This is a genomic window from Streptomyces sp. CA-249302, assembly GCF_050936785.1.
GTDB lineage: Bacteria > Actinomycetota > Actinomycetes > Streptomycetales > Streptomycetaceae > Streptomyces.
The window spans coordinates 7,374,602-7,400,096 of record NZ_JBNJMG010000001.1; the positions used below are offsets into that span (position 1 = coordinate 7,374,602).

Genomic DNA, 25,495 nt, shown 5'->3' on the forward strand with positions numbered 1-25,495 from the left:
CCAGCGAGACCTGTGGGGAAGCCTGTGCGTGAATACCTGCTGACGCTCTGCATCACGGCCGCGGTGACGTATCTGCTGACAGGGCCGGTACGGAAGTTCGCGATCGTGGCCGGAGCCATGCCGGAGATCAGGGACCGTGACGTGCACCGGGAACCCACTCCGCGTCTCGGCGGGATCGCGATGTTCTTCGGCCTGTGCGCCGGACTGCTGGTCGCGGACCATCTGACCAACCTCAGCGAGGTCTTCGACAAGTCCAACGAACCGCGGGCGCTGCTCTCCGGGGCGGCGCTGATCTGGCTGATCGGCGTCCTGGACGACAAGTTCGAGATCGACGCCCTGATCAAGCTGGGCGGCCAGATGATCGCCGCGGGCGTGATGGTCATGCAGGGTCTGACGATCCTGTGGCTGCCCATCCCGAGCGTCGGCACGGTCGCGCTGACCCAGTGGCAGGGCACCCTGCTGACGGTGGCGCTGGTCGTCATCACCATCAACGCGGTGAACTTCGTCGACGGCCTCGACGGCCTCGCCTCCGGCATGGTGTGCATCGCCGCCGCGGCCTTCTTCATGTACTCCTACCGGATCTGGTACTCGTACGGCATCGAGGCCGCCGCCCCGGCCACGCTGTTCGCGGCGATCCTGATGGGCATGTGCATCGGCTTCGTGCCGCACAACATGCACCCGGCGCGGATCTTCATGGGCGACTCGGGCTCGATGCTGATCGGGCTGGTGCTGGCCGCCGGCGCCATCTCGATCACGGGCCAGGTCGACCCGGACGCGATGAACCTGTACGCCGGGTCCGAGCGCAACACCGTGCACCAGATGGTTCCGGTCTACATCCCGCTGCTGCTGCCGCTGACCATCATCGCGGTGCCCGCCGCCGACCTGGTCCTCGCCATCGTGCGCCGCACCTGGCGCGGCCAGTCGCCGTTCGCGGCCGACCGGGGCCATCTGCACCACCGGCTCCTGGAGATCGGCCACTCGCACAGCAGGGCCGTGCTGATCATGTACTTCTGGTCGGCGCTGATCGCCTTCGGCGCGCTCGCCTTCTCGGTCAACTCGGCCTCGATGTGGATCGTCCTCGGCATCGTGATCCTCAGCGCGATCGGCCTGGGCCTGCTTCTGCTGCCGCGGTTCACGCCGCGCGCCCCGCGCTGGGCCGAGGCCTTCGTGCCGCCGCGCTACCGCCGGCGCCGGGCCGCCGCGCTCGCCGAGGCCGCCGCCATCGCCGTACCGGACACGGCTGTTGAGGCCGCTGTCGATGCCGCCGACGAGCCGGAGCACCGCACTCCGGTGGTGGCCGGTGTGGCGGGAGTCAACGGAGCGACCGCGATCGGCGCCCGTTCGCGCTTCCTGGACAGGCGAAAGGCCGGAACGTCGCGCTGACGTCGGCAAGGTAAGAATCTGACTAGAGCATTGCCAAGTCGTGGGGGAGCGAAGCACCCCAATACCAGACAAGTTGGCCCTGTTTTTGCACAGACGCGCACTGTCACTCTCATGTGTGACAGCAAGCACACGTACTTGGTAAAGACCGCATCAAATAGTTTGTGATACGGTTCACGAGAACCCGGGATAGAGCCGAAGGACCGTAGTACGACGGCCCATTGGCCGTGAGTTCCCCTCTCAGCCCGGGACTACGCTCGTCCATGACGACACCCCCCCGCCCCCTGTGAAAGCGGAGTTGCCGCCATGCCGTCCAATGACGCCCGGAACCTTCTGCCGATCGCTGTACCCACAGCGGCTGCCGGCGTGATCGCCGTCGCGGTCAGTGGTGCGGTCGCGGGCGGCAAGGGTGCGATCGGGGCGGCCCTGGGCGTGGTGCTGTCGATGCTCTTCATGGGCCTCGGTCTCTACGTCCTCCAGTGGACGGCAAAAACGCTCCCGCAGCTTTTCCAGGCGATGGGCCTGATGCTCTACGTCGCCCAACTCCTGCTGCTCATGATCTTCGTGGCCCTCTTCAAGGACACCTCTCTCTTCAACGCCAAGGCGTTCGCGCTCTCGCTCGTCGTCGCGACCGTCGTGTGGATGGCCACTCAGGCTCGTGCGCACATGAAGTCCAAGATCTTCTACATCGATCCGGACTCCGAGAAGAGCGAGAAGCCCGAGAAGACGGGGCACTCGTCGTGAGAGGTAGGCCCGGGATAAGGGCTTGCGGGATCTCCTGCTATCGTCCGGTGCCAACTGCGGCATCGCGGGCGCGGGCATCCGAGCTGACGCCTGCTCAATCGCGAGGCTCGATGCCCCCCAGCCGCCCCCACATCCGTAACACCAGTCCGGTGCCGAACCGCGGCCGCGCGCCGCGCCGACACAACGAGGTTGCCGAACCCATGCGTCACGCCGAAGGAGCCCGCGGTGAGTGCTGACCCGACCCAGCTCGCCTTTGAGTGGGATTGCCGCATTCTGTCCGACAACGGCTGTGGCTTCCCGGCTCCGGGCCTGCACTCGTTCCTGTTCAAGCCGATCGTCACGGTCGGCGGGTTCGAGTTCAACAAGGTGATGCTGCTCGCCCTCATCACCACCCTGCTCGTCATCACGTTCTTCACGATGGCGTTCGGCAAGGCCAAGGTCGTGCCGGGCAAGCTGCAGATGGTCGGCGAGGCCGGCTACGACTTCGTCCGCCGCGGCATCGTCTACGAGACGCTGGGCAAGCGCGAGGGCGAGAAGTACGTCCCGCTCATGGTCTCGCTGTTCTTCTTCATCTGGATCATGAACATCTGGTCCGTGATCCCGCTGGCCCAGTTCCCGGTCTCGTCGATCATCGCCTTCCCGGCCGTGCTCGCCGCGATCGTGTACGTCACGTGGCTGTCGCTGACCTTCAAGAAGCACGGCTTCGTGGGCGGGTTCAAGAACCTGACCGGCTACGACAAGTCGCTCGGTGCGGTGCTCCCGCTCGTCGTGGTCATCGAGTTCTTCTCGAACGTCCTCGTCCGGCCCTTCACCCACGCGGTCCGGCTCTTCGCCAACATGTTCGCCGGCCACCTGCTGCTCGCGATGTTCACCGTCGCCAGCTGGTACCTGCTGAACAGCTACATGATCCCGGCGGCGGGCGTCTCGTTCGTCATGACCGTGATCATGGTCCTCTTCGAGCTCTTCGTGCAGGCCGTCCAGGCGTACGTCTTCGTCCTCCTGGCCTGCTCCTACGTTCAGGGCGCTCTCGCCGAGCACCACTGACCGACCCCCGAACCCCCAACTCGTCCGGTGGCCAACCCCCACCGGTCCGTAAAAGAGAAGGAAGAAACGGCATGTCCGCTGCCATCGACCTCGCTGCCGGCGTCTCCGGTTCCCTCGGCTCCATCGGCTACGGCCTCGCGGCCATCGGCCCCGGCATCGGTATCGGCATCATCTTCGGTAACGGCACCCAGGCCCTGGCCCGTCAGCCCGAGGCGGCCGGTCTGATCCGCGCCAACCAGATCCTGGGCTTCGCCTTCTGTGAGGCGCTCGCCCTCATCGGCATCGTTATGCCGTTCGTGTTCGGTCAGTAAGACCCACTTACCGACACGTATCGACGAAAGGCACTGATGTGATCGCCAACCTGGTTCAGCTGGCGGCCGAGGAGAAGCAGAATCCCCTCGTCCCGCCGGGCCCCGAACTGCTCGTCGGCACCATCGCCTTCGCCATCGTGTTCTTCTTCTTCTGGAAGAAGCTGCTCCCGAGCATCAACAAGGTTCTGGAGGAGCGCCGCGAGGCGATCGAGGGTGGCATCGAGAAGGCCGAGGCCGCTCAGGTCGAGGCCCAGAGCGTTCTCGAGCAGTACAAGGCCCAGCTCGCCGAGGCCCGGCACGAAGCCGCGCGTCTGCGCCAGGAGGCGCAGGAGCAGGGTGCCGCGCTCATCGCCGAGATGCGCGCCGAGGGCCAGCGGCAGCGCGAGGAGATCGTCACCGCCGGTCACGCGCAGATCGAGGCCGACCGCAAGGCCGCCGCGTCCGCGCTGCGGCAGGACGTCGGTCACCTCGCGACCGAGCTGGCCGGCAAGCTCGTCGGCGAGTCCCTCGAGGACCACGCCCGCCAGAGCCGTGTCATCGACCGCTTCCTCGACGAGCTCGAGGAGAAGGCCGAGGCCACCCGATGAACGGAGCTAGCCGCGAGGCACTGGCCGCCGCCCGCGAGCGTCTGGACGCGCTGACGGACTCCACGTCCGCCGACGCGGGCACGCTCGCCGACGAGCTGGCCGCCGTCACCGCGCTGCTCCACCGCGAGGTGTCGCTGCGTCGGGTCCTGACCGACCCGGCGCAGGCCGGCGAGGCCAAGGCCGAGCTGGCCCGGCGCCTGCTCGGCTCGCAGGTCGGCGGCCCGGCCGTCGACCTGGTGTCCGGCATGGTGCGCACCCGCTGGTCGCAGTCGCGCGACCTGGTGGACGCCCTGGAGGAGCTGGCGAACACCGCCGACCTCACCGCCGCACAGCAGGCCGGCTCGCTCGACGACGTCGAGGACGAGCTGTTCCGCTTCGGCCGGATCGTCACCTCGAACACCGGGCTGCGCGCCGCGCTGACCGACCGCGCCGCCACCACCGCGGCCAAGGTCGAGCTGCTGCACCGGCTGCTCGGCGGGCGGGCGAACGCGACGACCGAGCGTCTGGTCACGCGCCTTGTGACCGCGCCGCGGGGACGTAGCCTGGAGTCGGGACTGGAGTCCCTGTCCAAGCTCGCCGCGGAGCGCCGGAACCGGCTGGTCGCGGTCGTCACCTCGGCGGTGCCGCTGAGCGACGCGCAGAAGCAGCGCCTGGGCGCCGCTCTCGCGAAGCTCTACGGCCACACGATGCACCTCAACATCGACGTGGACCCCGAGGTCCTCGGCGGGATCCGGGTGCAGGTCGGCGACGAGGTCATCAACGGCTCGATCGCGGACCGCATCGAGGACGCCGGCCGCCGCCTGGCGGGCTGAGCAGCAACTTCATAGCAGTAGCAGTACGTACTTATCGACGGCCCTGGTTGGGCCGTACATGAAGAATCCTGGGGGTCGCCCCCAGACCCCCAAAGTGAAACTTCGGGCCCAACAAGGAGAGCAGGGAACCCAGATGGCGGAGCTCACGATCCGGCCGGAGGAGATCCGGGACGCGCTGGAGAACTTCGTCCAGTCGTACAAGCCGGACGCGGCCTCGCGCGAGGAGGTCGGTACGGTCACCCTTGCCGGCGACGGCATCGCGAAGGTCGAGGGTCTGCCCTCGGCCATGGCCAACGAACTGCTGAAGTTCGAGGACGGCACCCTCGGCCTGGCGCTGAACCTGGAAGAGCGCGAGATCGGCGCCATCGTCCTCGGTGAGTTCAGCGGCATCGAGGAGGGTCAGCCGGTGCAGCGCACCGGTGAGGTCCTCTCCGTCGCGGTCGGCGAGGGCTACCTCGGCCGTGTCGTCGACCCGCTCGGCAACCCGATCGACGGCCTCGGCGAGATCGAGACCACCGGCCGCCGCGCCCTTGAGCTGCAGGCTCCGGGCGTCATGGCTCGTAAGTCGGTGCACGAGCCGATGGAGACCGGCTACAAGGCCGTCGACGCGATGACCCCGATCGGCCGTGGCCAGCGTCAGCTGATCATCGGTGACCGCCAGACCGGCAAGACCGCCCTGGCCGTCGACACGATCATCAACCAGCGCGACAACTGGCGTTCGGGCGACCCGAAGAAGCAGGTCCGCTGCGTCTACGTCGCCATCGGCCAGAAGGGCTCGACCATCGCCTCCGTGCGTGGCGCCCTCGACGAGGCCGGCGCGCTGGAGTACACGACCATCGTCGCCGCCCCCGCGTCCGACCCGGCCGGCTTCAAGTACCTTGCGCCGTACACCGGTTCGGCCATCGGTCAGCAGTGGATGTACGAGGGCAAGCACGTCCTCATCATCTTCGACGACCTGTCGAAGCAGGCCGACGCCTACCGCGCCGTGTCGCTGCTGCTGCGCCGTCCGCCGGGGCGTGAGGCCTACCCGGGTGACGTCTTCTACCTGCACTCCCGTCTGCTGGAGCGCTGCGCGAAGCTCTCCGACGACATGGGCGCCGGCTCGATGACGGGTCTGCCGATCGTCGAGACCAAGGCCAACGACGTCTCGGCGTTCATCCCGACCAACGTCATCTCCATCACCGACGGCCAGTGCTTCCTGGAGTCGGACCTGTTCAACGCCGGTCAGCGCCCCGCGCTGAACGTCGGTATCTCCGTCTCCCGAGTCGGTGGTTCCGCGCAGCACAAGGCGATGAAGCAGGTCTCCGGCCGACTGCGCCTCGACCTCGCCCAGTACCGCGAGCTGGAGGCCTTCGCCGCCTTCGGTTCCGACCTGGACGCCGCGTCGAAGTCGCAGCTGGAGCGCGGTCAGCGTCTGGTCGAGCTGCTCAAGCAGGCTCAGTACCAGCCGATGCCGACCGAGAACCAGGTCGTCTCCGTGTGGGCCGGCACCACCGGCAAGATGGACGACGTCCCGGTCGCCGACATCCGCCGCTTCGAGAAGGAGCTCCTGGAGTACCTGCACCGCAAGGAGCAGGGCCTCATGACCTCCATCAAGGAGGGCGGCAAGATGTCGGACGACACCCTCACCGCTGTTGCCGACGCGATCGCCGAGTTCAAGAAGCAGTTCGAGACCTCGGACGGCAAGCTTCTCGGCGAGGACGCCCCGGCCGCGGCCAAGTGACGTAAGGAAGGGACCTGACTCATGGGAGCCCAGCTCCGGGTCTACAAGCGTCGCATCCGATCCGTCACCGCGACCAAGAAGATCACCAAGGCGATGGAGATGATCGCCGCCTCGCGCGTCGTCAAGGCGCAGCGCAAGGTGGCGGCCTCCACGCCGTACGCGACCGAGCTCACCCGCGCGGTCACGGCGGTCGGTACCGGTTCGAACACGAAGCACCCGCTGACCACCCAGGCCGAGACGGTCACCCGGTCCGCTGTGCTGCTCCTCACGAGCGACCGCGGACTGGCCGGCGCCTTCAACTCCAACGCCATCAAGGTCGCCGAGCAGCTGACGGCGCGCCTTGAGGCCGAGGGCAAGGAGGTCGACACGTACATCGTCGGCCGCCGCGGTCTGGCCCACTACAACTTCCGCGAGCGCAAGGTCGTGGAGTCGTGGTCGGGCTTCACCGACGAGCCCACGTACGCGGACGCCAAGAAGGTCGCGGGTCCGCTGATCGAGGCCATCGAGACGGAGACGGCCGAGGGCGGCGTGGACGAACTCCACATCGTCTTCACCGAGTTCGTGTCGATGATGACGCAGACGGCGCTCGATGACCGTCTGCTCCCGCTCAGCCTCGAAGACGTGGCGAAGGAGGCCGCCCCCAAGGGCGAGATCCTTCCGCTGTACGACTTCGAGCCGTCGGCCGAGGACGTCCTCGACGCCCTGCTGCCGCGCTACGTCGAGAGCCGTATCTACAACGCGCTGCTCCAGTCGGCTGCCTCCAAGCACGCCGCCACGCGCCGCGCGATGAAGTCGGCCACCGACAACGCGGGAGAGCTCATCACCACGCTCTCCCGACTTGCCAACGCGGCCCGCCAGGCCGAAATCACCCAGGAAATCAGCGAGATCGTCGGTGGCTCCGCAGCCCTGGCCGACGCGACCGCGGGGAGTGACAGGTAATGACGACGACAGTTGAGACGGCCGTTGCCACGGGCCGCGTCGCCCGGGTCATCGGCCCGGTCGTCGACGTGGAGTTCCCCGTCGACGCGATGCCGGACATCTACAACGCCCTGCACGTCGAGGTCGCCGACCCGGCGAACGAGGGCCAGAAGAAGACGCTGACCCTGGAGGTCGCCCAGCACCTGGGTGACGGCCTGGTCCGCACCATCTCCATGCAGCCCACCGACGGTCTGGTCCGCCAGGCCCCGGTCACCGACACCGGCACGGGCATCACCGTCCCGGTCGGCGACTTCACCAAGGGCAAGGTGTTCAACACCCTCGGCGAGGTGCTGAACGTCGACGAGAAGTACGAGGGCGAGCGCTGGTCCATCCACCGCAAGGCCCCGAACTTCGACGAGCTCGAGTCGAAGACCGAGATGTTCGAGACCGGCGTCAAGGTCATCGACCTTCTCACCCCGTACGTCAAGGGTGGAAAGATCGGCCTGTTCGGCGGTGCCGGCGTCGGCAAGACGGTGCTCATCCAGGAGATGATCTACCGCGTCGCCAACAACCACGACGGTGTCTCCGTGTTCGCCGGTGTCGGCGAGCGCACCCGTGAGGGCAACGACCTCATCGAGGAGATGGCCGACTCGGGCGTCATCGACAAGACCGCCCTGGTCTTCGGTCAGATGGACGAGCCCCCGGGCACCCGTCTGCGCGTCGCGCTGGCCGGCCTCACCATGGCCGAGTACTTCCGTGACGTCCAGAAGCAGGACGTGCTGTTCTTCATCGACAACATCTTCCGCTTCACGCAGGCCGGTTCCGAGGTCTCGACCCTGCTCGGCCGCATGCCCTCCGCGGTGGGCTACCAGCCGAACCTGGCCGACGAGATGGGTCTCCTCCAGGAGCGCATCACCTCGACCCGTGGTCACTCGATCACCTCGATGCAGGCGATCTACGTCCCCGCGGACGACCTGACCGACCCGGCCCCGGCCACCACCTTCGCCCACCTCGACGCGACGACGGTGCTCTCCCGTCCGATCTCCGAGAAGGGCATCTACCCGGCCGTGGACCCGCTGGACTCCACGTCCCGCATCCTGGACCCGCGCTACATCGCGGCGGACCACTACGAGACCGCGATGCGCGTCAAGACGGTCCTTCAGAAGTACAAGGACCTCCAGGACATCATCGCGATCCTCGGTATCGACGAGCTCGGCGAGGAGGACAAGCTCGTCGTCCACCGTGCCCGTCGTGTGGAGCGCTTCCTGTCCCAGAACACCCACGTCGCCAAGCAGTTCACCGGCGTCGACGGGTCGGACGTCCCGCTGGACGAGTCGATCACCGCGTTCAACGCGATCATCGACGGCGAGTACGACCACTTCCCGGAGCAGGCGTTCTTCCTGTGCGGTGGCATCGAGGACCTGAAGGCCAACGCCAAGGAGCTGGGCGTCTCCTGAACTCACCCGAGTTCGCAGTGAACCCTGCGGTTCACGTCTGAGGGGGCGGGGTACGTCCCGCCCCCTCTCTCACGCCCACTAGACTTGTAACCAACACCCGGCCGGACAGCCGGGTGGTGACCCGAGGAGCCACCTTGGCTGCTGAGCTGCACGTCGCGCTGGTCGCGGCCGACCGAGAGGTCTGGTCCGGCGAGGCCACCCTGGTCGTCGCGCGCACCACGTCCGGCGACATCGGCGTCATGCCCGGTCACCAGCCGCTGCTCGGTGTGCTGGAGTCGGGCCCGGTGACCATCCGTACGAGTGATGGCGGAACGGTCGTCGCCGCGGTGCACGGCGGTTTCATCTCGTTCGCGGACGACAAGCTGTCGCTGCTGGCCGAGATCGCCGAGCTGTCGGACGAGATCGACGTCCAGCGCGCGGAGCGGGAGCTGGAGCGCGCGAAGGCGGAGGGCGACGCCGCCGCCGAGCGCCGCGCGGACGTACGACTGCGTGCGGCGGCGACGAGCTGAACCCGCGCGAGGCTGTATGACGTCACTCAGCCGCGGTCGGCACCGGAGCGATCCGGAGCCGACCGCGGCTGAGGCAGATATGGATGTTTTTTCCGTTCCGTTACCTATTTTCGGTACCTAGGAGACGAGGAGGTCGGTGTCGATGGTCCTCGCTCTGACTGTGTGCGGAGTCGTTGTCGCCCTGGTGGTGCTGGGGCTGTTCGTCTTCGGGCTGCGCCGCAGACTCATCCAGCGCTCCGGCGGCACCTTCGACTGTTCGCTCCGCTGGGACGTCCCCGAGAAACCCGACACCAGCGGAAAAGGCTGGAGTTACGGGGTCGCCCGCTACAACGGCGACCGCATCGAGTGGTACCGCGTCTTCTCCTACGCCTACCGTCCCCGCCGCACCCTGGAACGGGCCGCCATCGAGGTCGCCGGCCGCCGCCTCCCCGAGGGAGAGGAGGAGCTGGCCCTCCTCTCCGACGCCGTCATCCTCACCTGCCTGCACCGGGGCACCCGTCTCGAACTGGCCATGAGCGAGGACGCGTTGACGGGTTTCCTGGCCTGGCTGGAAGCGGCTCCCCCCGGTCAGCGGGTCAACGTCGCCTGACAGACCGGGTTCGGGACGTCGGCGGCGACCACCGTGGGCGGCCCGGGGCTGAGCGTCACCGTTATGTTCACCGGCGACACGGCCAGCAGGGCCGCGCCCACCGCCCCCGCGAAGCTTCCGTAGGACACCGCCCTGGCACCGGCCGACCGCTCCGTCCTTCGGGACTTCTGGGACCTGCGCTTCATTCTTCCCCCCTGAATGACTCATTCCGCTTGCTCTCTGAGATTCAGGATGTGCCCGGTCGGCGGCCCGCCGCACCCGCCGACCTTCCTGCCGCGGGGGCCGAACGGCTCCATGCCGCGCACGCCTGGGGCGCGCGACATGCGCCGCGCGCCCCAGATTCGGATATATGCGTATGCGTCAGCTCAGCCCGCTGCTGATCGCACTCACCAGCTCTCCGTTGCTGGTGTCACCGCTGAACTCCCAGAAGAACGCGCCGCCGAGGCCCTGGGACTTGGCCCAGCTCATCTTCCCGGCGATGGTCGACGGGGTGTCGTACGACCACCAGTTGCTGCCGCAGTGCGCGTACGCCGTGCCGGCGATGGTGCCGGTGGCCGGGCAGGACGTCTTGAGGACCTTGTAGTCCTCGATGCCCTGCTCGTACGTTCCCGCGGCCGCGCCCGTCGCCGTGCCGCCCGGCGCGTCCTGTGTCACGCCCGTCCAGCCCCGGCCGTAGAAGCCGATGCCGATCAGCAGCTTGCTCGCGGGGACGCCGATCGCCTTGTACTTGGCCATCGCGTCGGCGGTGGTGAAGCCCGCCTTCGGGATGCCGGAGTACGAGGTGAGCGGGGAGTGCGGGGCGGTCGGGCCCTGCGCGTCCCAGGCGCCGAAGAAGTCGTACGTCATCACGTTGTACCAGTTGACGTACTGCGCGGCGCCCGCGTAGTCGGCGGCCTCGATCTTGCCGCCGGAGGAGCCGTCGGCCGTGACGGCCGCGGTGACCAGCGCGGAGGAGCCGAACTTCGAACGCAGCGCGGACATCACGTTCTTGAAGGCCGCGGCCCCGCTGGTGTCGCAGGACAGACCGCAGGCGTTCGGGTACTCCCAGTCGATGTCGATGCCGTCGAAGACATCGGCCCAGCGGGAGTCCTTGACCAGGTTGTAGCAGGAGTCCGCGAACGCGGTCGGGTTGGCCGCGGCCTGGGCGAAGCCGCCGGACCAGGTCCAGCCGCCGAAGGACCAGATCACCTTGATGTTCGGGTACTTGGCCTTCAGCTCGCGCAGCTGGTTGAAGTTGCCGCGCAGCGGCTGGTCCCAGGTGTCGGCCACGCCGCTCACCGACTGGTCGGCGGTGAAGGCCTTGTCGTAGTCGGCGTAGGAGTCGCCGATCGCGCACTGGCCGTTGGTCACGTTGCCGAAGGCGTAGTTGATGTGCGTGATCTTCGCCGCGGAACCGGACGTCACCAGGTTCTTGACGTTGTAGTTACGGCCGTAGATGCCCCACTCGGTGAAGTAGCCGAGCTTGACCGCGGAGCCGGAGGTCGGGGGCGGGTCCGTGGTGCCGCCGGTGGTGTGCACGGCCACAGAACCGCTGACCGGGCCTGTCTGGTCGGCGGTGTCGCGGGCCTGCACGGTGTACGAGTAGTCCGTGCCGGCGGTGAGACCGGTGTCGGTGTACGAGGTGGTGGTGACCGTCGAGACGACCTTGCCGTCGCGCAGGACGTCGTAGTTCTTGACGCCGTTGTCGTCGGTGGCCGCCGACCAGCTCAGCTTCACCGACGTGTCGGTGACGGAGGAGGCGGTCGGGGTGCCCGGCGCGGAGGGGGCCGCGTCGCCCGGGACCGTCGTGCCGTCACAACTGTCGCCGTTCAGCTTGCAGTTGCTCGGCGAGCCGGAGCCCGCGCCGTTGAAGCCGAAGGAGACGGAGGCGCCGGGGGCGATGGAGCCGTTGTAGGACTTGTTCTTGGCGGTCCAGTGGGTGCCGGAGGACGTGACGTCCGCGTCCCAGGCCGAGGTGACGGACGTGCCGGAGGGGAAGTCCCACTCGACCGTCCAGGAACTGATGGCCGTGGTGCCGGTGTTCTTCACCGTCCACTTGCCCTCGAAGCCGGTGCCCCAGTCCTGGGTCTTGGCGTAGGTGGCGGTCGCGGTGGTCGCGGCCTGGGCGGGGCTCGCGAGGCCGACCAGACCGGCCAGCGGGAGCAGCAGCGTGGCGAAACCTGCCGCGGCTCTGTGTCTGAAGCGCATGCCGCGCCTCCTTGGGGGTTGGGGGCATGACTGAGCCTTCACGCCCACGGTGCCGCGAGAATAGAAAGGTCTGGACCACCGGTCAATAGGTCTGGACCACCAATCGAAGAGAGTGATGGGTGGCACGCCGGCTCCCCAACTCCTCTGCGGGTACGGCGGCTTGGCCCGAGGAGGGTCGTACGCTGGCCGGGCGACGAGCCAGGGAGGGGTGCATGAGCGAGGCCGAACGCCAAGGGGCCGTGCTGGTCGTGGACGACGACGCGGCCATCAGGCGCTCGCTGGAGCGCGGGCTGAGGCTGAGCGGATTCCGGGTCCGCACGGCCGACGGCGGTCACGAAGCGCTGGCCGCGATCCGGGACACCCCGCCGGACGTGCTCGTCCTGGACATCTCGATGCCCGGCATGAGCGGCATCGAGGTGTGCGAGCGGCTGCGCGGCGACGGCGAGGACCTCCCCGTCCTCATGCTCTCCGCGCTCGACGAGACCGCCGACCGGATCGCCGGGCTCCAGGCGGGCGGCGACGACTACCTGGTCAAGCCGTTCGCCTTGCAGGAACTGGTGCTGCGGCTGCGGGCGTTGCTCCGACGCAGGCCGCCCACCGGCCGGGAGGTGCTGCGGGTGGCGGGCCTCGTCATCGACCCGGCGGCCCGCACCGCCGAGCGGGACGGGCGGCAACTGGAGCTGACCCGGCGCGAGTTCGAACTCCTCGAAGTCCTCGCCCGCAACGCCGGGTTGGTCCTCACCCGCGACCAGCTCCTCGAACGGGTCTGGGGTTACGACTTCGACGTGCGCACCGACGCCGTCGACACCTTCGTCAGCTATCTGCGGCGCAAGCTGGAGGCCGACGGCGGCACACGGCTCGTACACACCGTGCGCGGCGTGGGCTTCGTACTCAGGGAAGAACCGTGAAGCTCTCCACCCGGATCGGGCTCGCCGTCGGCGTCACTGTCCCGCTGCTGGTGCTGGCCTCCGGCTGGCTGCTGCTCCAGCTGGTCGGCCAGGATCTGCACAAGGCCGAGGACGACCATCTGCGGGCCCGCGCCGCCGCCGTAGCCCAGGACGCCCGTGCCCTCCTGCGGGCCAGCGCGACCGGCCGTTCCAGGGCTGCCGACAACAGGGAACGGCTGCTCTACAGCGCCGCCCTCGACGTCGGCGTCCGCGTGATCGGCCCGGACGCCACCTTCAGCGGCGGCCCCCAGCCGGACGACTCCGTACCGCTCCCGGCCCGGGCGACGAACCCGATCACCGTCCGGGACGGCGCCACCAGCTGGCGCGCCCTGTCCCGGCCAGTCACCACCGTCCGCGGCTCCGGCACCCTCTGGGTCTTCGCGCCCAACGCCGCCGACCAGGCCGGGCTCCGGCTCGTGAGGCGCCGGGTGGCCGTCACGACCCTGCTCGCCGTACCGCTGTCCGGCCTGCTCGCCTGGGGCATCGCCACCGGCGCGACCGGGCCGCTGCGCCGCCTGCGTCGCCGTACCGCCGGACTCGACCCGCGCACCAGCGCCACCCGGCTGCACCACGAACCCACCGGCGTCACCGAGGTCGACGACCTGGCCGCCACCCTCCAGAAGGCCCTCGCCCGCTACGACGAACAGGCCGCCCGCACCGCCGAGGCCCTGGACACGGCCCGTTCCTTCTCCTCCGCCGCCGCCCACGAACTGCGCACCCCGCTGATGAGCATGGGCACCAACCTCGACATCCTCGCCGCCCACCCCGACCTCCCCGAACCCGACCGCACCGAGGTCCTCACCGACCTGCGCCACGAACACGCCCGGCTGCTGGGCCTGTTGGTGATGCTGCGCGAGCTGGGGCGGGGCGACCTGGTCGAGGCGGAGGCGCTGCGGACCGTCGACCTCGCGGAGGTCGCCGACGCGGCGGTGGCCGAGGCCCGGCGCCGGGAGCCGGACGCCCGGATCACGCTGGACGCGGCACCCGGGCTCACCGTCCACGGCTGGGAGCCCGGCCTGCGGCTGCTGCTCGACAACCTGCTGGCCAACGCGCTGGCCCACGGCCGGGACGGGGCGGGGAAGGCGGGCGTGGCGGTCGGACTGCGGGGCACTGACGCGGAGGTCGTGATCACGGTCGACGACCGCGGACCGGGCGTGCCTCCCGAGGAACGGGAGCGGATCTTCGAGCGGTTCCGGCGCGGGCCCGGCAGCTCGGGCTCGGGGCTCGGTCTGACCCTGGTGGCCCAGCAGACGGCGCTGCACCAGGGGCGGGTCACGGTCACCGACGGCCCGGACGGGACCGGCGCCCGCTTCGAGGCGCGGCTGCCACGGGCCGGCGGTGAACTGCCCGCCCACCGCGACTGGTTGATCGACACAGCCGGGACAAACCGGTCACAGAGTTTCCCCAAAGACGCTCCCTAGCCTCCGTCACGTCGGACGGACGACGGGGCCGTCCGGGAAACGGAGACATGGATGTCCACGACATATGTACGACGGCGTCGGCGCACGCTGCTCGTGGGGCTCGCGGCAGCGGCCCTGCTGGCGACCGGCACGGGCGCGGCCAGTGCCGACAGCACCACGACACCGGCCCCCGCCGCCACCCCGACCGGCGACGGCGCGCAGGCCCTGTGCAGGCGGGTGCCGCAGATCGACCACCGTATCGACCGCGCGCTGAAGCGGCTCAACTCAGGGGCGGACAAGCGCGGTTCGATCGCCCGGCTGCAACAGCGCGTCGACAACGCGAAGGCCGCGGGGCACGGCGAGATCGCCACGTATCTCCAGGACCGGCTGACCTTCCGCAAGTCGCTGGTGACGACCTTGCGGCAGCGGCAGCAGGACCTGACCGACGTGCGGACCTGGTGCAAGGACAACGACGGGGGCGCGAGCTGATGCGGGCCCGGGCGACGGCGGCCGCGGCACTCCTGGCCGTCGGGCTCCTCGCGGGCTGCGCCCGCGAACACGGCTCGACGGCGACCACGACCACGACCACGCCGTCCGGCTACGCGGAGATGCAGAAGAAGATGGCCGCGGCCGAGTCCGCACTCGCACAGGCGGACAAGGACGCGGCCCAGGACACGGACCGCTAACGCTCCCCGCCCGGCACCCACAGCACGTCCCCGACGTCCTTGTTGGCCGTGCGGGCCAGGATGAAGAGGAGGTCGGAGAGGCGGTTGAGGTAGGTCGCGGTGAGGGGGTTCATCGCCTCGGCGTGCACCTCCAGCGCGGCCCAGGTCGACCGCTCGGCACGGCGTACGACCGTGCAGGCCTGGTGGAGCAGGGCCGCGCCCGGGGTGCCGCCCGGGAGGATGAAGGACCGCAGCTTCTCCAGGCGCTCGTTGAAGCGGTCGCAGTCCGCCTCCAGCTTGTCGACGTAGAACTGCTCGACACGGAGGGGCGGGAACTCGGGGTTCTCGACCACCGGCGTCGACAGGTCCGCGCCCACGTCGAACAGGTCGTTCTGGACGCGGGTGAGCACCTTGACGATCTCCTCGTCGAGCCCGCCCAGTGCGATCGCCGTGCCGATCACCGCGTTCGCCTCGTTGGCGTCGGCGTACGCGGAGATCCGCAGGTCGGTCTTGGCGACCCGGCTCATGTCGCCGAGAGCGGTGGAGCCCTTGTCGCCGGTCCTGGTGTAGATGCGCGTCAGATTGACCATGGACCCAGCGTAATTACGCTCCGGCCGTCCGGAACACGCGTGTGCCGACCGTCACGGCGAGCACCGAGAAACCGACGGCGACCAGAGCGCCGTACAGCATGTGATCCGTCCCGTACGAGCCGACGTACGCGTCCCGCACCGCGTCCACCAGATAGCGCAGCGGCATGAAGTGCGAGAGCAGGTCCAGCCAGCCGGGCGCGAGGGTCATCGGCAGCATCAGGCCGGACAGCAGCATCGACGGCATGGTCAGGGCGTTGACCAGCGGACCGGAGGTCTGCGGTGTGTCGACGCGCAGCGCCACGGCACAGGACAGCGAGCCGAGCGAGACCGTCAGCAGGCAGACGAACGCGAACCCGATCAGTACTCCGGCCAGGGGCGCCCGCAGCCCCATCGTGACGGCCGCCAGGACCAGCAGCACCGCCTGGAAGACGAAGACCGTGGCATCGCGCAGGACACGGCCGAGCAGCAGCGCGAGCCGGCTCACCGGTGTCACCCGCATCCGCTCCAGCACCCCCTGGCCCTTCTCGATGATGATCGCGAACCCGGTGAACGAGGCCCCGAACAACCCGAGTTGAAGCAGCAGCCCCGGCACCAGCAGCTGCCAGGAACTGCCTCGCCCGCCCAGCGGCAGACCGGTCAGCAGGGGACCGAAGAAGAGGAGGTACAGCAGCGGCATCAGCAGCCCGAAGAGCAGCGCGAAACGGGAGCGCAGGGACTGGCGCAGATACCGGCCGTAGATCAGCGCGGTGTCGTGGAGAAGCATCGTGACGGTCCTATAGGGCTACGGGGGCGGCGTCGGCCGGCGCGGGGCCGCGACCGGTGATGGCGAGGAAGGTGTCCTGGAGGGTGGCGTCGATCGAGCCGCCGTAGCGGAGCCTGAGCGCGCTCGGGGTGCCTTCAGCCGCGACCGCGCCCCGGTCGACGATCACCAGGCGGTCGGCGAGGGCGTCGGCCTCGTCCAGGTAATGGGTGGTCAGGAAGACGGTCGTGCCGTACTCGGCGCGCAGGCCGCGGACCAGTTCCCACAGGTCGGCGCGGCTGCCGGGGTCGAGGCCGGTGGTCGGTTCGTCGAGGAACAGGACCTTCGGGCGGTGGGTGAGCGCCATCGCGATGTCGAGACGGCGCCGCTGACCGCCGGAGAGGGCGCCGGACCTACGGTCGAGCAGCTCGGCCAGCCCGAGGTCGCACGCCAACTCCTCCGCACGCTCGGCAGCCTGAGCCTTGGTCAGCCGATAGAGACGCCCTTGCGTGACCAGCTCCTCGCGCACGGAGATCTGCGGATCGACGCCGCCGGACTGAGCCACGTACCCGCACGCCCGGCGTACCCCCGTGGGGTCGGCGGTGAGGTCGTGGCCGGCCACTGCGGCCGTGCCTCCGGTGGGTTTCAGCAGGGTCGTGAGCATCCGGAGGGTGGTGGTCTTGCCGGCGCCGTTCGGGCCGAGGAAGCCGAGGATCTCGCCCTCGCGGACGGTCAGGTCGATACCCCGCACGGCCTCGACGGGGCCGAGCTTGGTCTGGAAGGTGCGGGCCAGGCCGGCCGCGCTGATGACTGCTGCCATGCCGCCAGAAAAACAGAGTCAATGAAATTTTGCAACGGCCCCAAAATTTCAGGGAACCCAGAAACGGCTACGATTCGGACATGGCAGAGGGGCTCAGGGAGCGGAAGAAGCGGCAGACCCGGCAGTACATCTCGGATGTCGCCACGGGCCTGTTCGTCGAGCGCGGTTTCGACGCGGTGACCGTCGCGGAGATCGCCGACGCCGCCAACGTCTCCGTGAACACCGTCTACAACTACTTCCCGGCGAAGGAGGATCTCTTCTTCGACCGCTCCGCCGGCCTCGTCGAGCGGATGGGTCGCTGGGTGCGCGGCCGGAACAAGGGGGAGTCGGCCGCGGTGGCCGTCCTGCGCGAACTGCGCGAGGAGGTCGAGGCGGTCTCGCCGCGGGTCGGACTGATGCCGGGGTACGCCGACTTCATGCGCGTCATCGAGGACGCGCCCGCGCTGCGCTCCCGGCTGTGGGCGATCGGGCAGGAGGTTCAGGCCAACCTGGAGGAGGTCCTGCGTGAGGAGACCGGTGCGGCGGGCGGCGACCCGATGCCGCACCTGATCGCCGGTCAGCTCGGCTGGGTGCACAGCACCGTCATGGGGGTGATCGGGCGTGAGATGGTCCGCGGGCGCAATCCGGGCGAAGTGTCACGAGAGGTGCTGGCCCTCCTCGACGACATCGAGGAGCTGTTGGGCGACAAAGTGCTCAACTACGCCGTCCGGGGCGATCGATGACCCGCCCCGGTGTGATGTCCGTCAGATGAGACGTGACGCGCATTACTTACCGGTCACACGGCACCCACAGAGCGCTAAGGTCCGCGAAAGAGGCTCCCCCGACTTTCGACTTCGCTCAAGTCGGGGGACCCCCAGTAAACAGCGTGCAAGGCGTTCAAAGGGGAGTCGCAAACGTGGCACGGAAGCTTGCCGTCATCGGCGCCGGCCTGATGGGTTCCGGGATCGCCCAGGTCTCCGCGCAGGCGGGCTGGGACGTCGTCCTGCGTGACGTCACCGACGAGGCGCTCAAGCGTGGCACCGACGGCATCAAGGCCTCGTACGACAAGTTCGTCGGCAAGGGCAAGCTGGAGGCGCACGACGCCGACGCCGCCCTCGGCCGCATCACCGCCACCACCGACCTGGACGCCGCCGCCGACGCGGACATCGTCGTCGAGGCCGTCTTCGAGAAGCTGGAGGTGAAGCACGAGATCTTCCGCGCGCTCGACAAGATCGTGCGCCCGGACGCCGTGCTCGCCTCCAACACCTCCGCGATCCCGATCACCAAGATCGCGGCGGCCACCGAACACCCCGAGCGGGTCGTCGGCGTCCACTTCTTCTCGCCGGTGCCGATGATGCAGCTCGTCGAACTGGTCCGCGGGTACAAGACGAGCGACGAAACCCTCGCCACCGCGCGGGAGTTCGCCGAGTCCGTCGGCAAGACCTGCATCGTGGTGAACAGGGATGTCGCCGGCTTCGTGACGACCCGTCTCATCTCCGCCCTCGTCGTCGAGGCGACCAAGCTCTACGAGTCGGGCGTCGCGACCGCCGAGGACATCGACCTCGCCTGCAAGCTGGGCTTCGGCCACGCGATGGGCCCGCTCGCCACGGCGGACCTGACCGGCGTCGACATCCTGCTGCACGCCACCGGCAACATCTACACCGAGTCGCAGGACGAGAAGTTCGCGCCGCCGGAGCTGATGCGCCGGATGGTTGACGCCGGTGACATCGGACGCAAGAGCGGGCAGGGCTTCTACACGTACTGAACCACCGGTACGTACAGCCACTGAAACCGCACAAACCCCAGGGGGCTCACCCCCTCGGGTGAATTCGGTATCGGTTCGCTTACAGACGGCAACCTGGTCGCCGCTGAAGCAGTCAGACGTTGCACAGCCACCGTCACGGAGTACGAGTACGCAACCGCACTCACGGGGAGCGCATATGCACATCAGGGGCGACCACGCCGAGCTGGTCGTCGGGGGCCGCCTCGACGTCCGCAGCGCGGCGGACGCCCGTACGGTCCTGCACACGGCCGTCGACGACGGAGTCGGCGACCTGGTGCTCGACCTGTCCGAACTGGACTCCTGGGACGCCACCGGACTCGGGGTGATCATGGGCGTCCACCGGCGGGCCGGCCGCTGCGGCCGGCGTCTGGTGCTGCGCGACGTACCGCCGCAGATGCAGCGCCTGCTGGTGGCCACCCGGCTGCACCGGATCCTGGCGATCGAGGGGGGCATCGGGGTGGAGTCACTGCCCCGCGTGTGACGTCGCGGGCAATCCTCACGAGACTGTGACGTCTCGGGCGGCGCGGTACCCCGGACTGTCGTAGATACTGTGCGAAGGTTTAAGGTTCGGTCGCCCGCTGCCCGACATCCCTGTCGGCGGGTCCGGACCAGAAGCGACAGCGCAGTGTGCAGCAAGGCCGGGAGGGGCTCGGCACACGACGCTTTTGGGGGGCTTGAACCTATGGACCCGAACAACCGGGGACCCGAGGAGTACGGCCAGGACGGCGACGGCACCTCGCCGCGCCAGCGCCCGCCCAGGGACCCCCTCACACCCGACTTCGGCCAGCACTCGCCGACGCTCGCGCGCACGGTGCAGCTGGTCTCCGGCGACTACCTGCTCACCGTCAACCCCGTCGACGGCAGCGAGATAGAGGCCTGCCCGCCGGGCGAGCGCCCGGGCCGGCCGGAGAAGTTCACCCCGGCCGAGCGCGCCGAGGTGGACCGCGCGGCCAGGCCGCCCGTCCCACCGGGCCCGACCCGGCCGACCCTGTCGCTCCTGGAGCGCCAGGACGAACGCGAGCGCCTGGTACGGCTGGTGGCCCGCGGCCGCTCCGTACGGCTCACCGGCCCCGCCGGCTCCGGCCGCACCGCCCTCCTCGACCTCGTCGCCGAGGACTGCGGGGACCTCGCGCCCGACGGCGTCGTCCGCCTCAGCGGCTTCCACCGCACCGCCGACGACCTCCTCTACGACCTCTTCTACGCCGTCTTCAACGCGCCCCTGCACCGCCCGGAACGGGACGAACTGCTCGGATACGTCCGGGACATCGGCGCGGTCGTCGTCCTGGACGACGTCGAGTTCGGCGGCGCCGCCCTGGACGAGCTGCTCGACGCGACACCCGAGTGCGCCTTCGTCATCGGCGCCACGCCCGACGTGGCCGCGCCCTCCGCCGACTCCGCGATCGAGGAGGTCTTCCTCGGCGGCCTGGAGCGCGCGGGCGGCGTGGAGATCATCGAGCGTGCCGTCGGCCGGGTGCTCACCGAGGAGGAGGCCAACTGGGTCGGCGACCTCTGGTTCGAGTCCGAGGGCCTGCCGCTCCGGTTCGTGCAGGCCGGCGCCCTGCTGCGGGAGCGCGACCGGCAGCGGGCCGGGACCGGCGCCGTCGACGAGTTCGGCGTCTTCGCCGACGCGCTCCCGGTGGACGCGCCCTTCGACGCCCCCTTCGGTGCCGAGGAGGGCGACGAGATACCGCTGCCCTCGCTCGGCGAGGCCGCCGCGCCCGCCCCACTGCTCGCCTCCCGGCTGAGCGCCTCGGCCCGGGCCACCCTGCGCTTCGCCGTCGCGCTCGGCGGCGAGGTGCCCCACCAGGCCCATCTCCCCGCGCTCGTCGGCGACACCCACGCCGACGCCGCCCTCGGCGAGCTGGCCTCCTGCGGACTGGTCTCCCCGGTCGGCGCCCGCTACCGCCTCGCGGCCGGCGTGCTGACCCAGCTGGAGGCCGCCGGATACGGCGACGACGTCGACGCGCGAGCCCTCACCGCCGGACAGCACTACGCCTGGTGGGCCGGGCACCCCTCGGTCACCCCGGAGCGCGTCTGCGCGGAGGCCGACGCCCTGCTCGCCGCCCTCGGCGCGCTCGTGCCCGGCACCACCCCGCCCGGCGAGGACGAGGAGAGCGTCACCGTCCAGCTGGCCCGCACGGCCGCGCCCGCCTTCGCCGCGGGGCTGCACTGGAGCGCCTGGGAGCGCGCCCTGCGGGGCGGCGCCGAGGCCTCCCGGCTGGCCGGCGAGGTGTCCGAACAGGCCTACTTCCACCACGAGTTGGGCATCCTCGCGCTCTGCGGCGGACAGTTCGACCGGGCCCGCTCCGAGCTGGAGGCGTCCGTCGGGCTGCGCGGCGCGAGCGCCGACAAGCGCGGCACCGTCGCCGGGCGCCGCGCCCTCGCCCTGGTCGCCGACCGCACCGGCACCCAGCCGGGCCTCGGCTCCACCGCGGGCGAGGAGGTGCCGGACGCGCGCTACGAGGAGTCCCAGTCGCCGCCGGGCGGTGTCCCCGCGGCCATGCTGCCGCCCCGGCCGCCGTCCACCGGCGACTCCGCCACGATCGTCGTCAACCGGGCCGCCGCAGGGCCGTCCGGCGGACCGCCCAAGGCCCACCGGGCCGGCTTCCGCGGCCTCGCCCGGCGCAACCTCGTCGCGGCCGGCGCGGGCGCCCTCCTCGCGGCCGTGCTCGGCACGGTGGTGACGCTCGGCGCGACGTCCAACAACGACGCCAACAACCCGTCCGACAACGTCGGCGTCAACCCGTCCGCGAGCCAGGGCGTCGACGACGGCTCCCTCGGCGCGGACTCCCCGAAGAAGGACGACGGCAAGGGCGACACGGGTACGGCGACCAGCCGGCCGACCGACCCGGGCCCCGACGGCACGTACGGCACGTCGGACGACCCGACCCCGCCGTCCGACACGAAGTCGCCGTCGGACGACCCGAGCGGGACGAAGGGGTCGGGGGGTGCGTCGAGCACGCCTTCGCATACGGCGACTTCCAAGCCGTCGTCGTCCAGCCCGACACCCACCAGGTCGGCCTCGCCGTCGCAGTCGGCGTCGCCCTCGCCGAGCGACTCCCCCTCGCCGTCGGTGTCCACGTCGGAATCCCCGTCCACGTCCACCTCGGCCAGCGGTCCCGCCTCCAGCGCCCCGGCATCCTCCAGCGCCCCCGCGGAGACGAGCAGTTCGGCAAGCGCGCCGGCGAGCAGCAGTTCGGCCCCGGTGATCTGAGGCCGCGCACGCGTGAGGGCCGGGTCCGTTCCCACGGACCCGGCCCTCTTCGCCGTATCGGAACCGCCTGTTCGCGGCCCTCGGTCAGAACAGCCGCAGCTTGTCGTCCTCGATGCCGCGCATCGCGTCGTAGTCCAGGACCGTGCAGCCGATGCCGCGGTCCGTGGCGAGGACGCGGGCCTGGGGCTTGATCTCCTGGGCGGCGAAGATGCCGCGGACCGGGGCGAGATGCGGGTCGCGGTTCAACAGCTCCAGGTAGCGGGTGAGCTGCTCCACGCCGTCGATCTCGCCGCGCCGCTTGATCTCGACCGCGACGGTCTGGCCCTCGGCGTCCCGGCACAGGATGTCGACCGGGCCGATGGCCGTCATGTACTCGCGGCGGATGAGCGTGTAGCCCTCGCCCAGGGTCTCGATGCGGTCGGCGAGGAGCTCCTGGAGGTGTGCTTCCACGCCGTCCTTGATCAGGCCCGGGTCGACGCCCAGTTCGTGCGAGGTGTCGTGGAGGATCTCCTCCATCGTGATGATCAGCTTCTCGCCCGCCTTGTTGACGACGGTCCAGACGCCTTCGTCGTCGCCCGAGCCCTCCTTCAGGGTGCAGGGCGGGGACATCCAGTTCAGGGGCTTGTAGGCGCGGTCGTCCGCGTGGATCGACACACTGCCGTCCGCCTTCACCAGGATCAGGCGGGGCGCGGCGGGGAGGTGGGCGGTGAGCCGGCCCGCGTAGTCGACGGAACACCGGGCAATGACGAGACGCATGGTCGGCAACGCTACTCGACGGCCTGGGGTCCACGCGATTCGCCCCAGAAGACCCGGGTCAACCCTTGTTCATTTGTGGCCGATTGTGTGCCCAAAGAGAGCTCCGCATGTACGCATTCTCCTGGTGCCGTCACCGTCGGTTGCCTACCGTAGTAAACGGGAGGTCGCGAGACGTGTACTGAGCGTGTTCGGTATCGCGAACTCCCTTATCTGTCCGGCAACCCCTGTCGACCACGGGGGTGCGAGAGGAGAACCCATGTCGCTCGACGTCTCACCGGCCCTACTCGAAAAGGCCGAGCGAGGCGAGGTCGACGAAGCGGAATTCGTCGACTGCGTCCGGACCTCCCTGCCCTACGCATGGGAGATGATCAGCTCCCTGGTGGCCCAGCTGAAGGTGGACGGCGGATCGTTCGCCGACAACCAGACGCCCCCGCCGGACGAGCAGGCACGCGGTCAGCTGCTGCGTGCGCTCGCGAGTGACGCGATACGCGGCGCGCTGCAACGGCACTTCGGTGTGCGGCTGGCCTTCCAGAACTGCCACCGGGTGGCGGTGTTCCCGCTGGACGCCTCGGTCGACGAGACGTTGGCACGCTTCACCTCGGTCCGCAGTCAGCTGCTCAACCAGTCTCCGGAGTTCCGGGACTGCTGAGCGGTAGCCGCTTTGCTTGCCGCTCCGTACGCGGGAGGTGTTTCAGTACTGGGGCGGCAAGCTCCATGCCGGGCAGCGCAGTTGGTCGTTCGAGAAAATCAGCCGAGGTGCGGGAGTACCTCGGCCCCCAGCCGCCGTACGTTCTCCTCGGTGGCCGCCAGGTCTCCCGAGCCCTCGACGAGGAGGGCGAAGCGGGAGATGCCGGTCCGCTCACTGGTCGCCGCGAGCCGGTCGGCGCACAGCCGCGGGGTGCCCACCGGGTGCAGCCCGCAGAGCAGTTCGGTGTACGCCAGCGGGTCGCGCATCTGCCGGGCCCGGCCGTCCACCGTGACATGCGCGTCCAGTCCCTGCTTCAGCCAGCCCGGCATCGCCTTCGTCAGCGCCTCCACCGCGTCCGTGCGCCGGTCGGCGATCTGGCAGACGCCGGCCGAGACGTGCGCCGCGTGGAGCACCTGGTCCGGCGGATGCCCGGCGGCCCGCGCCGACTGCCGCCACAACGCGACCATCTCGGCCTTCTCCTCGTCCCCGACATGCATCCCGAGCAGCATCGGCAGCCCGCGCTCGGCGGCCAGCCGCACGCTCGCCGGGGAGGTGCACGCGACGACGACCTCGGGTCCCGCCGCCTCGGACAGCGACTCCGACGGCCTTGGTACGACGGGCACTTCACGGAAGCCGAAGCGCTCGCCCGCGGCCGAGACCGAGGGCTCGCGCAGCCAGCGCACCAGCAGATCGAGTGATTCCGGGAACCCCTTCTCGTACGCCTCCAGACCCGCGCCGAAGACCTCCAGGTCCACCCACGGCCCGCCGCGCCCCACGCCCAGCGAGAAGCGCCCGCCGGAGGTGATGTGCAGCAGCGCGGCCTGCTCGCCGAGCGAGACCGGGTGGGCGGTGGGCAGCACACTGACCGCCGTACCGACCCGCAGGCGGTTGGTGCGTCCCAGCAGTAACGCCGCCAGGGTGATCGCCGACGGGCAGGTCCCGTACGGCACGAAGTGGTGCTCGGCCAGCCAGACCGAGTCCAGACCGGCTTCCTCGGCGACCTCCGCGGAGCGGACCGCGCGGTGCAGTGCCTCCCCCTGGCCCTGTCCCGGGAACTGGGCCGCCAACACGAAACTTCCAACGTGCATTGCTTTTCCTGCTTCCTTGGCTCCGACGCGGAGCTCCCCCATCGGGCATAACCGTGTGACACGTGCCGAGGTCACGGCTTGGCGAGGAGATTTGCGGATTGTCTGCAGAATGGGCTGCCGCGGCGGGGTCCGGGGGACGGCCGGTGCTCTACGCATACCCCCGTCCGCGCCCCGTAGGCTGGAGACGGCCCGTGCTTCCTGTATAGCCCCGTGAGGTGTCCCGTGTCCCCGCGTCGCAACCGACCCAAGGGAGCCGATCCCTCGGACTCGTCCGGACGGAGCGCCGAGGACGACCGCCCGGGCCGCTACGGTGGCTGGCAGTCCACCGAGAGCTGGCAGGGCGAGGAGTGGAACGTACGGCATGTGGCGGGGGCGAGCGCGCAGGGCAAGACGTACCGCTGCCCCGGCTGCGACCAGCTGATCCCCTCCGGCGTCCCGCACGTGGTGGCCTGGCCGGAGCACGCGGGCGTGGACGACCGGCGGCACTGGCACAAGGCGTGCTGGAACGCGAAGGACCGCCGCACCACGCGGGTGCAGCGGTCCCGTAACTCGCCGAAGTTCTGAC

28 protein-coding genes are annotated in these 25,495 nt (G+C 69.8%); 21 read left to right on the forward strand and 7 right to left on the reverse strand.

What is annotated here, in order from left to right:
• Positions 1-24: 24 nt before the first annotated feature.
• From ACQEWB_RS33535 to ACQEWB_RS33585, 11 genes are all read left to right on the forward strand, one after another.
• Positions 25-1,383: an MraY family glycosyltransferase gene (locus tag ACQEWB_RS33535; RefSeq protein ID WP_432837652.1), complete on the forward strand. Its 1,359-nt coding sequence runs from the start codon at positions 25-27 to the stop codon at positions 1,381-1,383.
• A 303-nt stretch (positions 1,384-1,686) separates the two neighbouring features.
• Positions 1,687-2,124, forward strand: coding sequence for a hypothetical protein (locus ACQEWB_RS33540; RefSeq protein WP_432837654.1), 438 nt, complete (start codon positions 1,687-1,689; stop codon positions 2,122-2,124).
• Between the two features lie 273 nt (positions 2,125-2,397).
• The gene (atpB, locus tag ACQEWB_RS33545; RefSeq protein WP_432844155.1) at positions 2,398-3,168 is read left to right on the forward strand and encodes a F0F1 ATP synthase subunit A; all 771 of its coding nucleotides are present in this window, start codon (positions 2,398-2,400) and stop codon (positions 3,166-3,168) included.
• Positions 3,169-3,239: 71 nt separating this feature from the next.
• Positions 3,240-3,479: an ATP synthase F0 subunit C gene (atpE, locus tag ACQEWB_RS33550; protein WP_046591560.1), complete on the forward strand. Its 240-nt coding sequence runs from the start codon at positions 3,240-3,242 to the stop codon at positions 3,477-3,479.
• Between the two features lie 38 nt (positions 3,480-3,517).
• Positions 3,518-4,066, forward strand: a complete 549-nt coding sequence (locus tag ACQEWB_RS33555; protein WP_432837657.1) for a F0F1 ATP synthase subunit B — start codon at positions 3,518-3,520, stop codon at positions 4,064-4,066.
• Positions 4,063-4,878 (forward strand): F0F1 ATP synthase subunit delta, encoded by an 816-nt coding sequence (locus tag ACQEWB_RS33560; RefSeq protein WP_432837659.1) that lies wholly within the window; start codon positions 4,063-4,065, stop codon positions 4,876-4,878. Before ACQEWB_RS33555 ends, ACQEWB_RS33560 begins: the two co-directional genes overlap by 4 nt.
• Before the next feature lie 133 nt (positions 4,879-5,011).
• Entirely contained in the window at positions 5,012-6,601 is a 1,590-nt protein-coding gene (gene atpA / locus ACQEWB_RS33565) for a F0F1 ATP synthase subunit alpha (RefSeq protein WP_432837662.1), read from the forward strand.
• Positions 6,602-6,622: 21 nt separating this feature from the next.
• Positions 6,623-7,540, forward strand: coding sequence for a F0F1 ATP synthase subunit gamma (locus ACQEWB_RS33570; RefSeq protein ID WP_432837664.1), 918 nt, complete (start codon positions 6,623-6,625; stop codon positions 7,538-7,540).
• Positions 7,540-8,976, forward strand: coding sequence for a F0F1 ATP synthase subunit beta (atpD, locus tag ACQEWB_RS33575; protein WP_432837666.1), 1,437 nt, complete (start codon positions 7,540-7,542; stop codon positions 8,974-8,976). The genes ACQEWB_RS33570 and atpD overlap by 1 nt, the downstream gene beginning before the upstream one ends.
• A 134-nt stretch (positions 8,977-9,110) precedes the next feature.
• Positions 9,111-9,485: a F0F1 ATP synthase subunit epsilon gene (locus ACQEWB_RS33580; RefSeq protein WP_432837668.1), complete on the forward strand. Its 375-nt coding sequence runs from the start codon at positions 9,111-9,113 to the stop codon at positions 9,483-9,485.
• A 142-nt stretch (positions 9,486-9,627) separates the two neighbouring features.
• Positions 9,628-10,074, forward strand: a complete 447-nt coding sequence (locus ACQEWB_RS33585; RefSeq protein ID WP_432837670.1) for a DUF2550 domain-containing protein — start codon at positions 9,628-9,630, stop codon at positions 10,072-10,074.
• Here ACQEWB_RS33585 and ACQEWB_RS33590 read toward each other — a convergent pair.
• On the reverse strand, positions 10,053-10,259 hold the full coding sequence (locus ACQEWB_RS33590) for a hypothetical protein (RefSeq protein WP_432837672.1): 207 nt from the start codon (positions 10,257-10,259) through the stop codon (positions 10,053-10,055). The genes ACQEWB_RS33585 and ACQEWB_RS33590 overlap by 22 nt on opposite strands.
• A gap of 175 nt (positions 10,260-10,434) precedes the next feature.
• On the reverse strand, positions 10,435-12,261 hold the full coding sequence (locus tag ACQEWB_RS33595) for a glycosyl hydrolase family 18 protein (protein WP_432837674.1): 1,827 nt from the start codon (positions 12,259-12,261) through the stop codon (positions 10,435-10,437).
• Between the two features lie 212 nt (positions 12,262-12,473).
• Here ACQEWB_RS33595 and ACQEWB_RS33600 point away from each other — a divergent pair, with 212 nt between their 5' ends.
• From ACQEWB_RS33600 to ACQEWB_RS33615, 4 genes are read left to right on the forward strand one after another with little or no spacing between them, the layout of a single operon-like run.
• Positions 12,474-13,169 (forward strand): response regulator transcription factor, encoded by a 696-nt coding sequence (locus ACQEWB_RS33600; RefSeq protein WP_432837676.1) that lies wholly within the window; start codon positions 12,474-12,476, stop codon positions 13,167-13,169.
• A complete protein-coding gene (locus ACQEWB_RS33605; RefSeq protein ID WP_432837678.1) occupies positions 13,166-14,629 on the forward strand; it encodes an ATP-binding protein in 1,464 nt (487 codons plus the stop codon). Before ACQEWB_RS33600 ends, ACQEWB_RS33605 begins: the two co-directional genes overlap by 4 nt.
• A gap of 51 nt (positions 14,630-14,680) precedes the next feature.
• Complete coding sequence (locus ACQEWB_RS33610; protein ID WP_432837680.1) at positions 14,681-15,097, forward strand: hypothetical protein; 417 nt, start codon at positions 14,681-14,683, stop codon at positions 15,095-15,097.
• Positions 15,097-15,294, forward strand: a complete 198-nt coding sequence (locus tag ACQEWB_RS33615) for a hypothetical protein (protein ID WP_432837682.1) — start codon at positions 15,097-15,099, stop codon at positions 15,292-15,294. The genes ACQEWB_RS33610 and ACQEWB_RS33615 overlap by 1 nt, the downstream gene beginning before the upstream one ends.
• On the opposite strand, the gene ACQEWB_RS33620 is transcribed toward ACQEWB_RS33615, so the two are convergent.
• Genes ACQEWB_RS33620 through ACQEWB_RS33630 form a run of 3 tightly spaced genes read right to left on the reverse strand, consistent with a single transcriptional unit; the run spans position 15,291 to position 17,422 of the window.
• The gene (locus tag ACQEWB_RS33620; RefSeq protein WP_432837684.1) at positions 15,291-15,863 is read right to left on the reverse strand and encodes a cob(I)yrinic acid a,c-diamide adenosyltransferase; all 573 of its coding nucleotides are present in this window, start codon (positions 15,861-15,863) and stop codon (positions 15,291-15,293) included. The genes ACQEWB_RS33615 and ACQEWB_RS33620 overlap by 4 nt on opposite strands.
• A gap of 13 nt (positions 15,864-15,876) precedes the next feature.
• Positions 15,877-16,626, reverse strand: coding sequence for an ABC transporter permease (locus ACQEWB_RS33625; RefSeq protein WP_432837686.1), 750 nt, complete (start codon positions 16,624-16,626; stop codon positions 15,877-15,879).
• A gap of 10 nt (positions 16,627-16,636) precedes the next feature.
• Positions 16,637-17,422 (reverse strand): ABC transporter ATP-binding protein, encoded by a 786-nt coding sequence (locus tag ACQEWB_RS33630; protein WP_432837688.1) that lies wholly within the window; start codon positions 17,420-17,422, stop codon positions 16,637-16,639.
• Between the two features lie 80 nt (positions 17,423-17,502).
• On the opposite strand from ACQEWB_RS33630, the gene ACQEWB_RS33635 reads away from it, so the two are divergent.
• The 4 genes from ACQEWB_RS33635 to ACQEWB_RS33650 all read left to right on the forward strand — a co-directional run bounded on the left by ACQEWB_RS33635 (position 17,503) and on the right by ACQEWB_RS33650 (position 22,398).
• Positions 17,503-18,144: a TetR/AcrR family transcriptional regulator gene (locus ACQEWB_RS33635; RefSeq protein WP_432837690.1), complete on the forward strand. Its 642-nt coding sequence runs from the start codon at positions 17,503-17,505 to the stop codon at positions 18,142-18,144.
• A gap of 173 nt (positions 18,145-18,317) precedes the next feature.
• Positions 18,318-19,166, forward strand: a complete 849-nt coding sequence (locus ACQEWB_RS33640) for a 3-hydroxyacyl-CoA dehydrogenase family protein (protein WP_432837692.1) — start codon at positions 18,318-18,320, stop codon at positions 19,164-19,166.
• A gap of 175 nt (positions 19,167-19,341) precedes the next feature.
• The gene (locus ACQEWB_RS33645) at positions 19,342-19,665 is read left to right on the forward strand and encodes an STAS domain-containing protein (RefSeq protein WP_242766327.1); all 324 of its coding nucleotides are present in this window, start codon (positions 19,342-19,344) and stop codon (positions 19,663-19,665) included.
• A 201-nt stretch (positions 19,666-19,866) separates the two neighbouring features.
• A complete protein-coding gene (locus tag ACQEWB_RS33650) occupies positions 19,867-22,398 on the forward strand; it encodes an ATP-binding protein (protein WP_432837695.1) in 2,532 nt (843 codons plus the stop codon).
• 84 nt (positions 22,399-22,482) lie between these two features.
• Here ACQEWB_RS33650 and nucS read toward each other — a convergent pair whose 3' ends face one another.
• On the reverse strand, positions 22,483-23,154 hold the full coding sequence (nucS, locus tag ACQEWB_RS33655) for an endonuclease NucS (RefSeq protein ID WP_432837697.1): 672 nt from the start codon (positions 23,152-23,154) through the stop codon (positions 22,483-22,485).
• 256 nt (positions 23,155-23,410) lie between these two features.
• Between nucS and ACQEWB_RS33660 the strand changes: the two genes are divergently transcribed.
• Positions 23,411-23,803: an SCO5389 family protein gene (locus tag ACQEWB_RS33660; protein ID WP_097269047.1), complete on the forward strand. Its 393-nt coding sequence runs from the start codon at positions 23,411-23,413 to the stop codon at positions 23,801-23,803.
• Positions 23,804-23,901: 98 nt separating this feature from the next.
• Here the strand turns inward: ACQEWB_RS33660 and ACQEWB_RS33665 are convergent, their stop codons facing one another.
• Entirely contained in the window at positions 23,902-24,930 is a 1,029-nt protein-coding gene (locus ACQEWB_RS33665; RefSeq protein WP_432837700.1) for an LLM class flavin-dependent oxidoreductase, read from the reverse strand.
• Between the two features lie 222 nt (positions 24,931-25,152).
• On the opposite strand from ACQEWB_RS33665, the gene ACQEWB_RS33670 reads away from it, so the two are divergent.
• The gene (locus ACQEWB_RS33670) at positions 25,153-25,494 is read left to right on the forward strand and encodes an ATP/GTP-binding protein (RefSeq protein ID WP_432837702.1); all 342 of its coding nucleotides are present in this window, start codon (positions 25,153-25,155) and stop codon (positions 25,492-25,494) included.
• Position 25,495 lies beyond the last annotated feature (1 nt).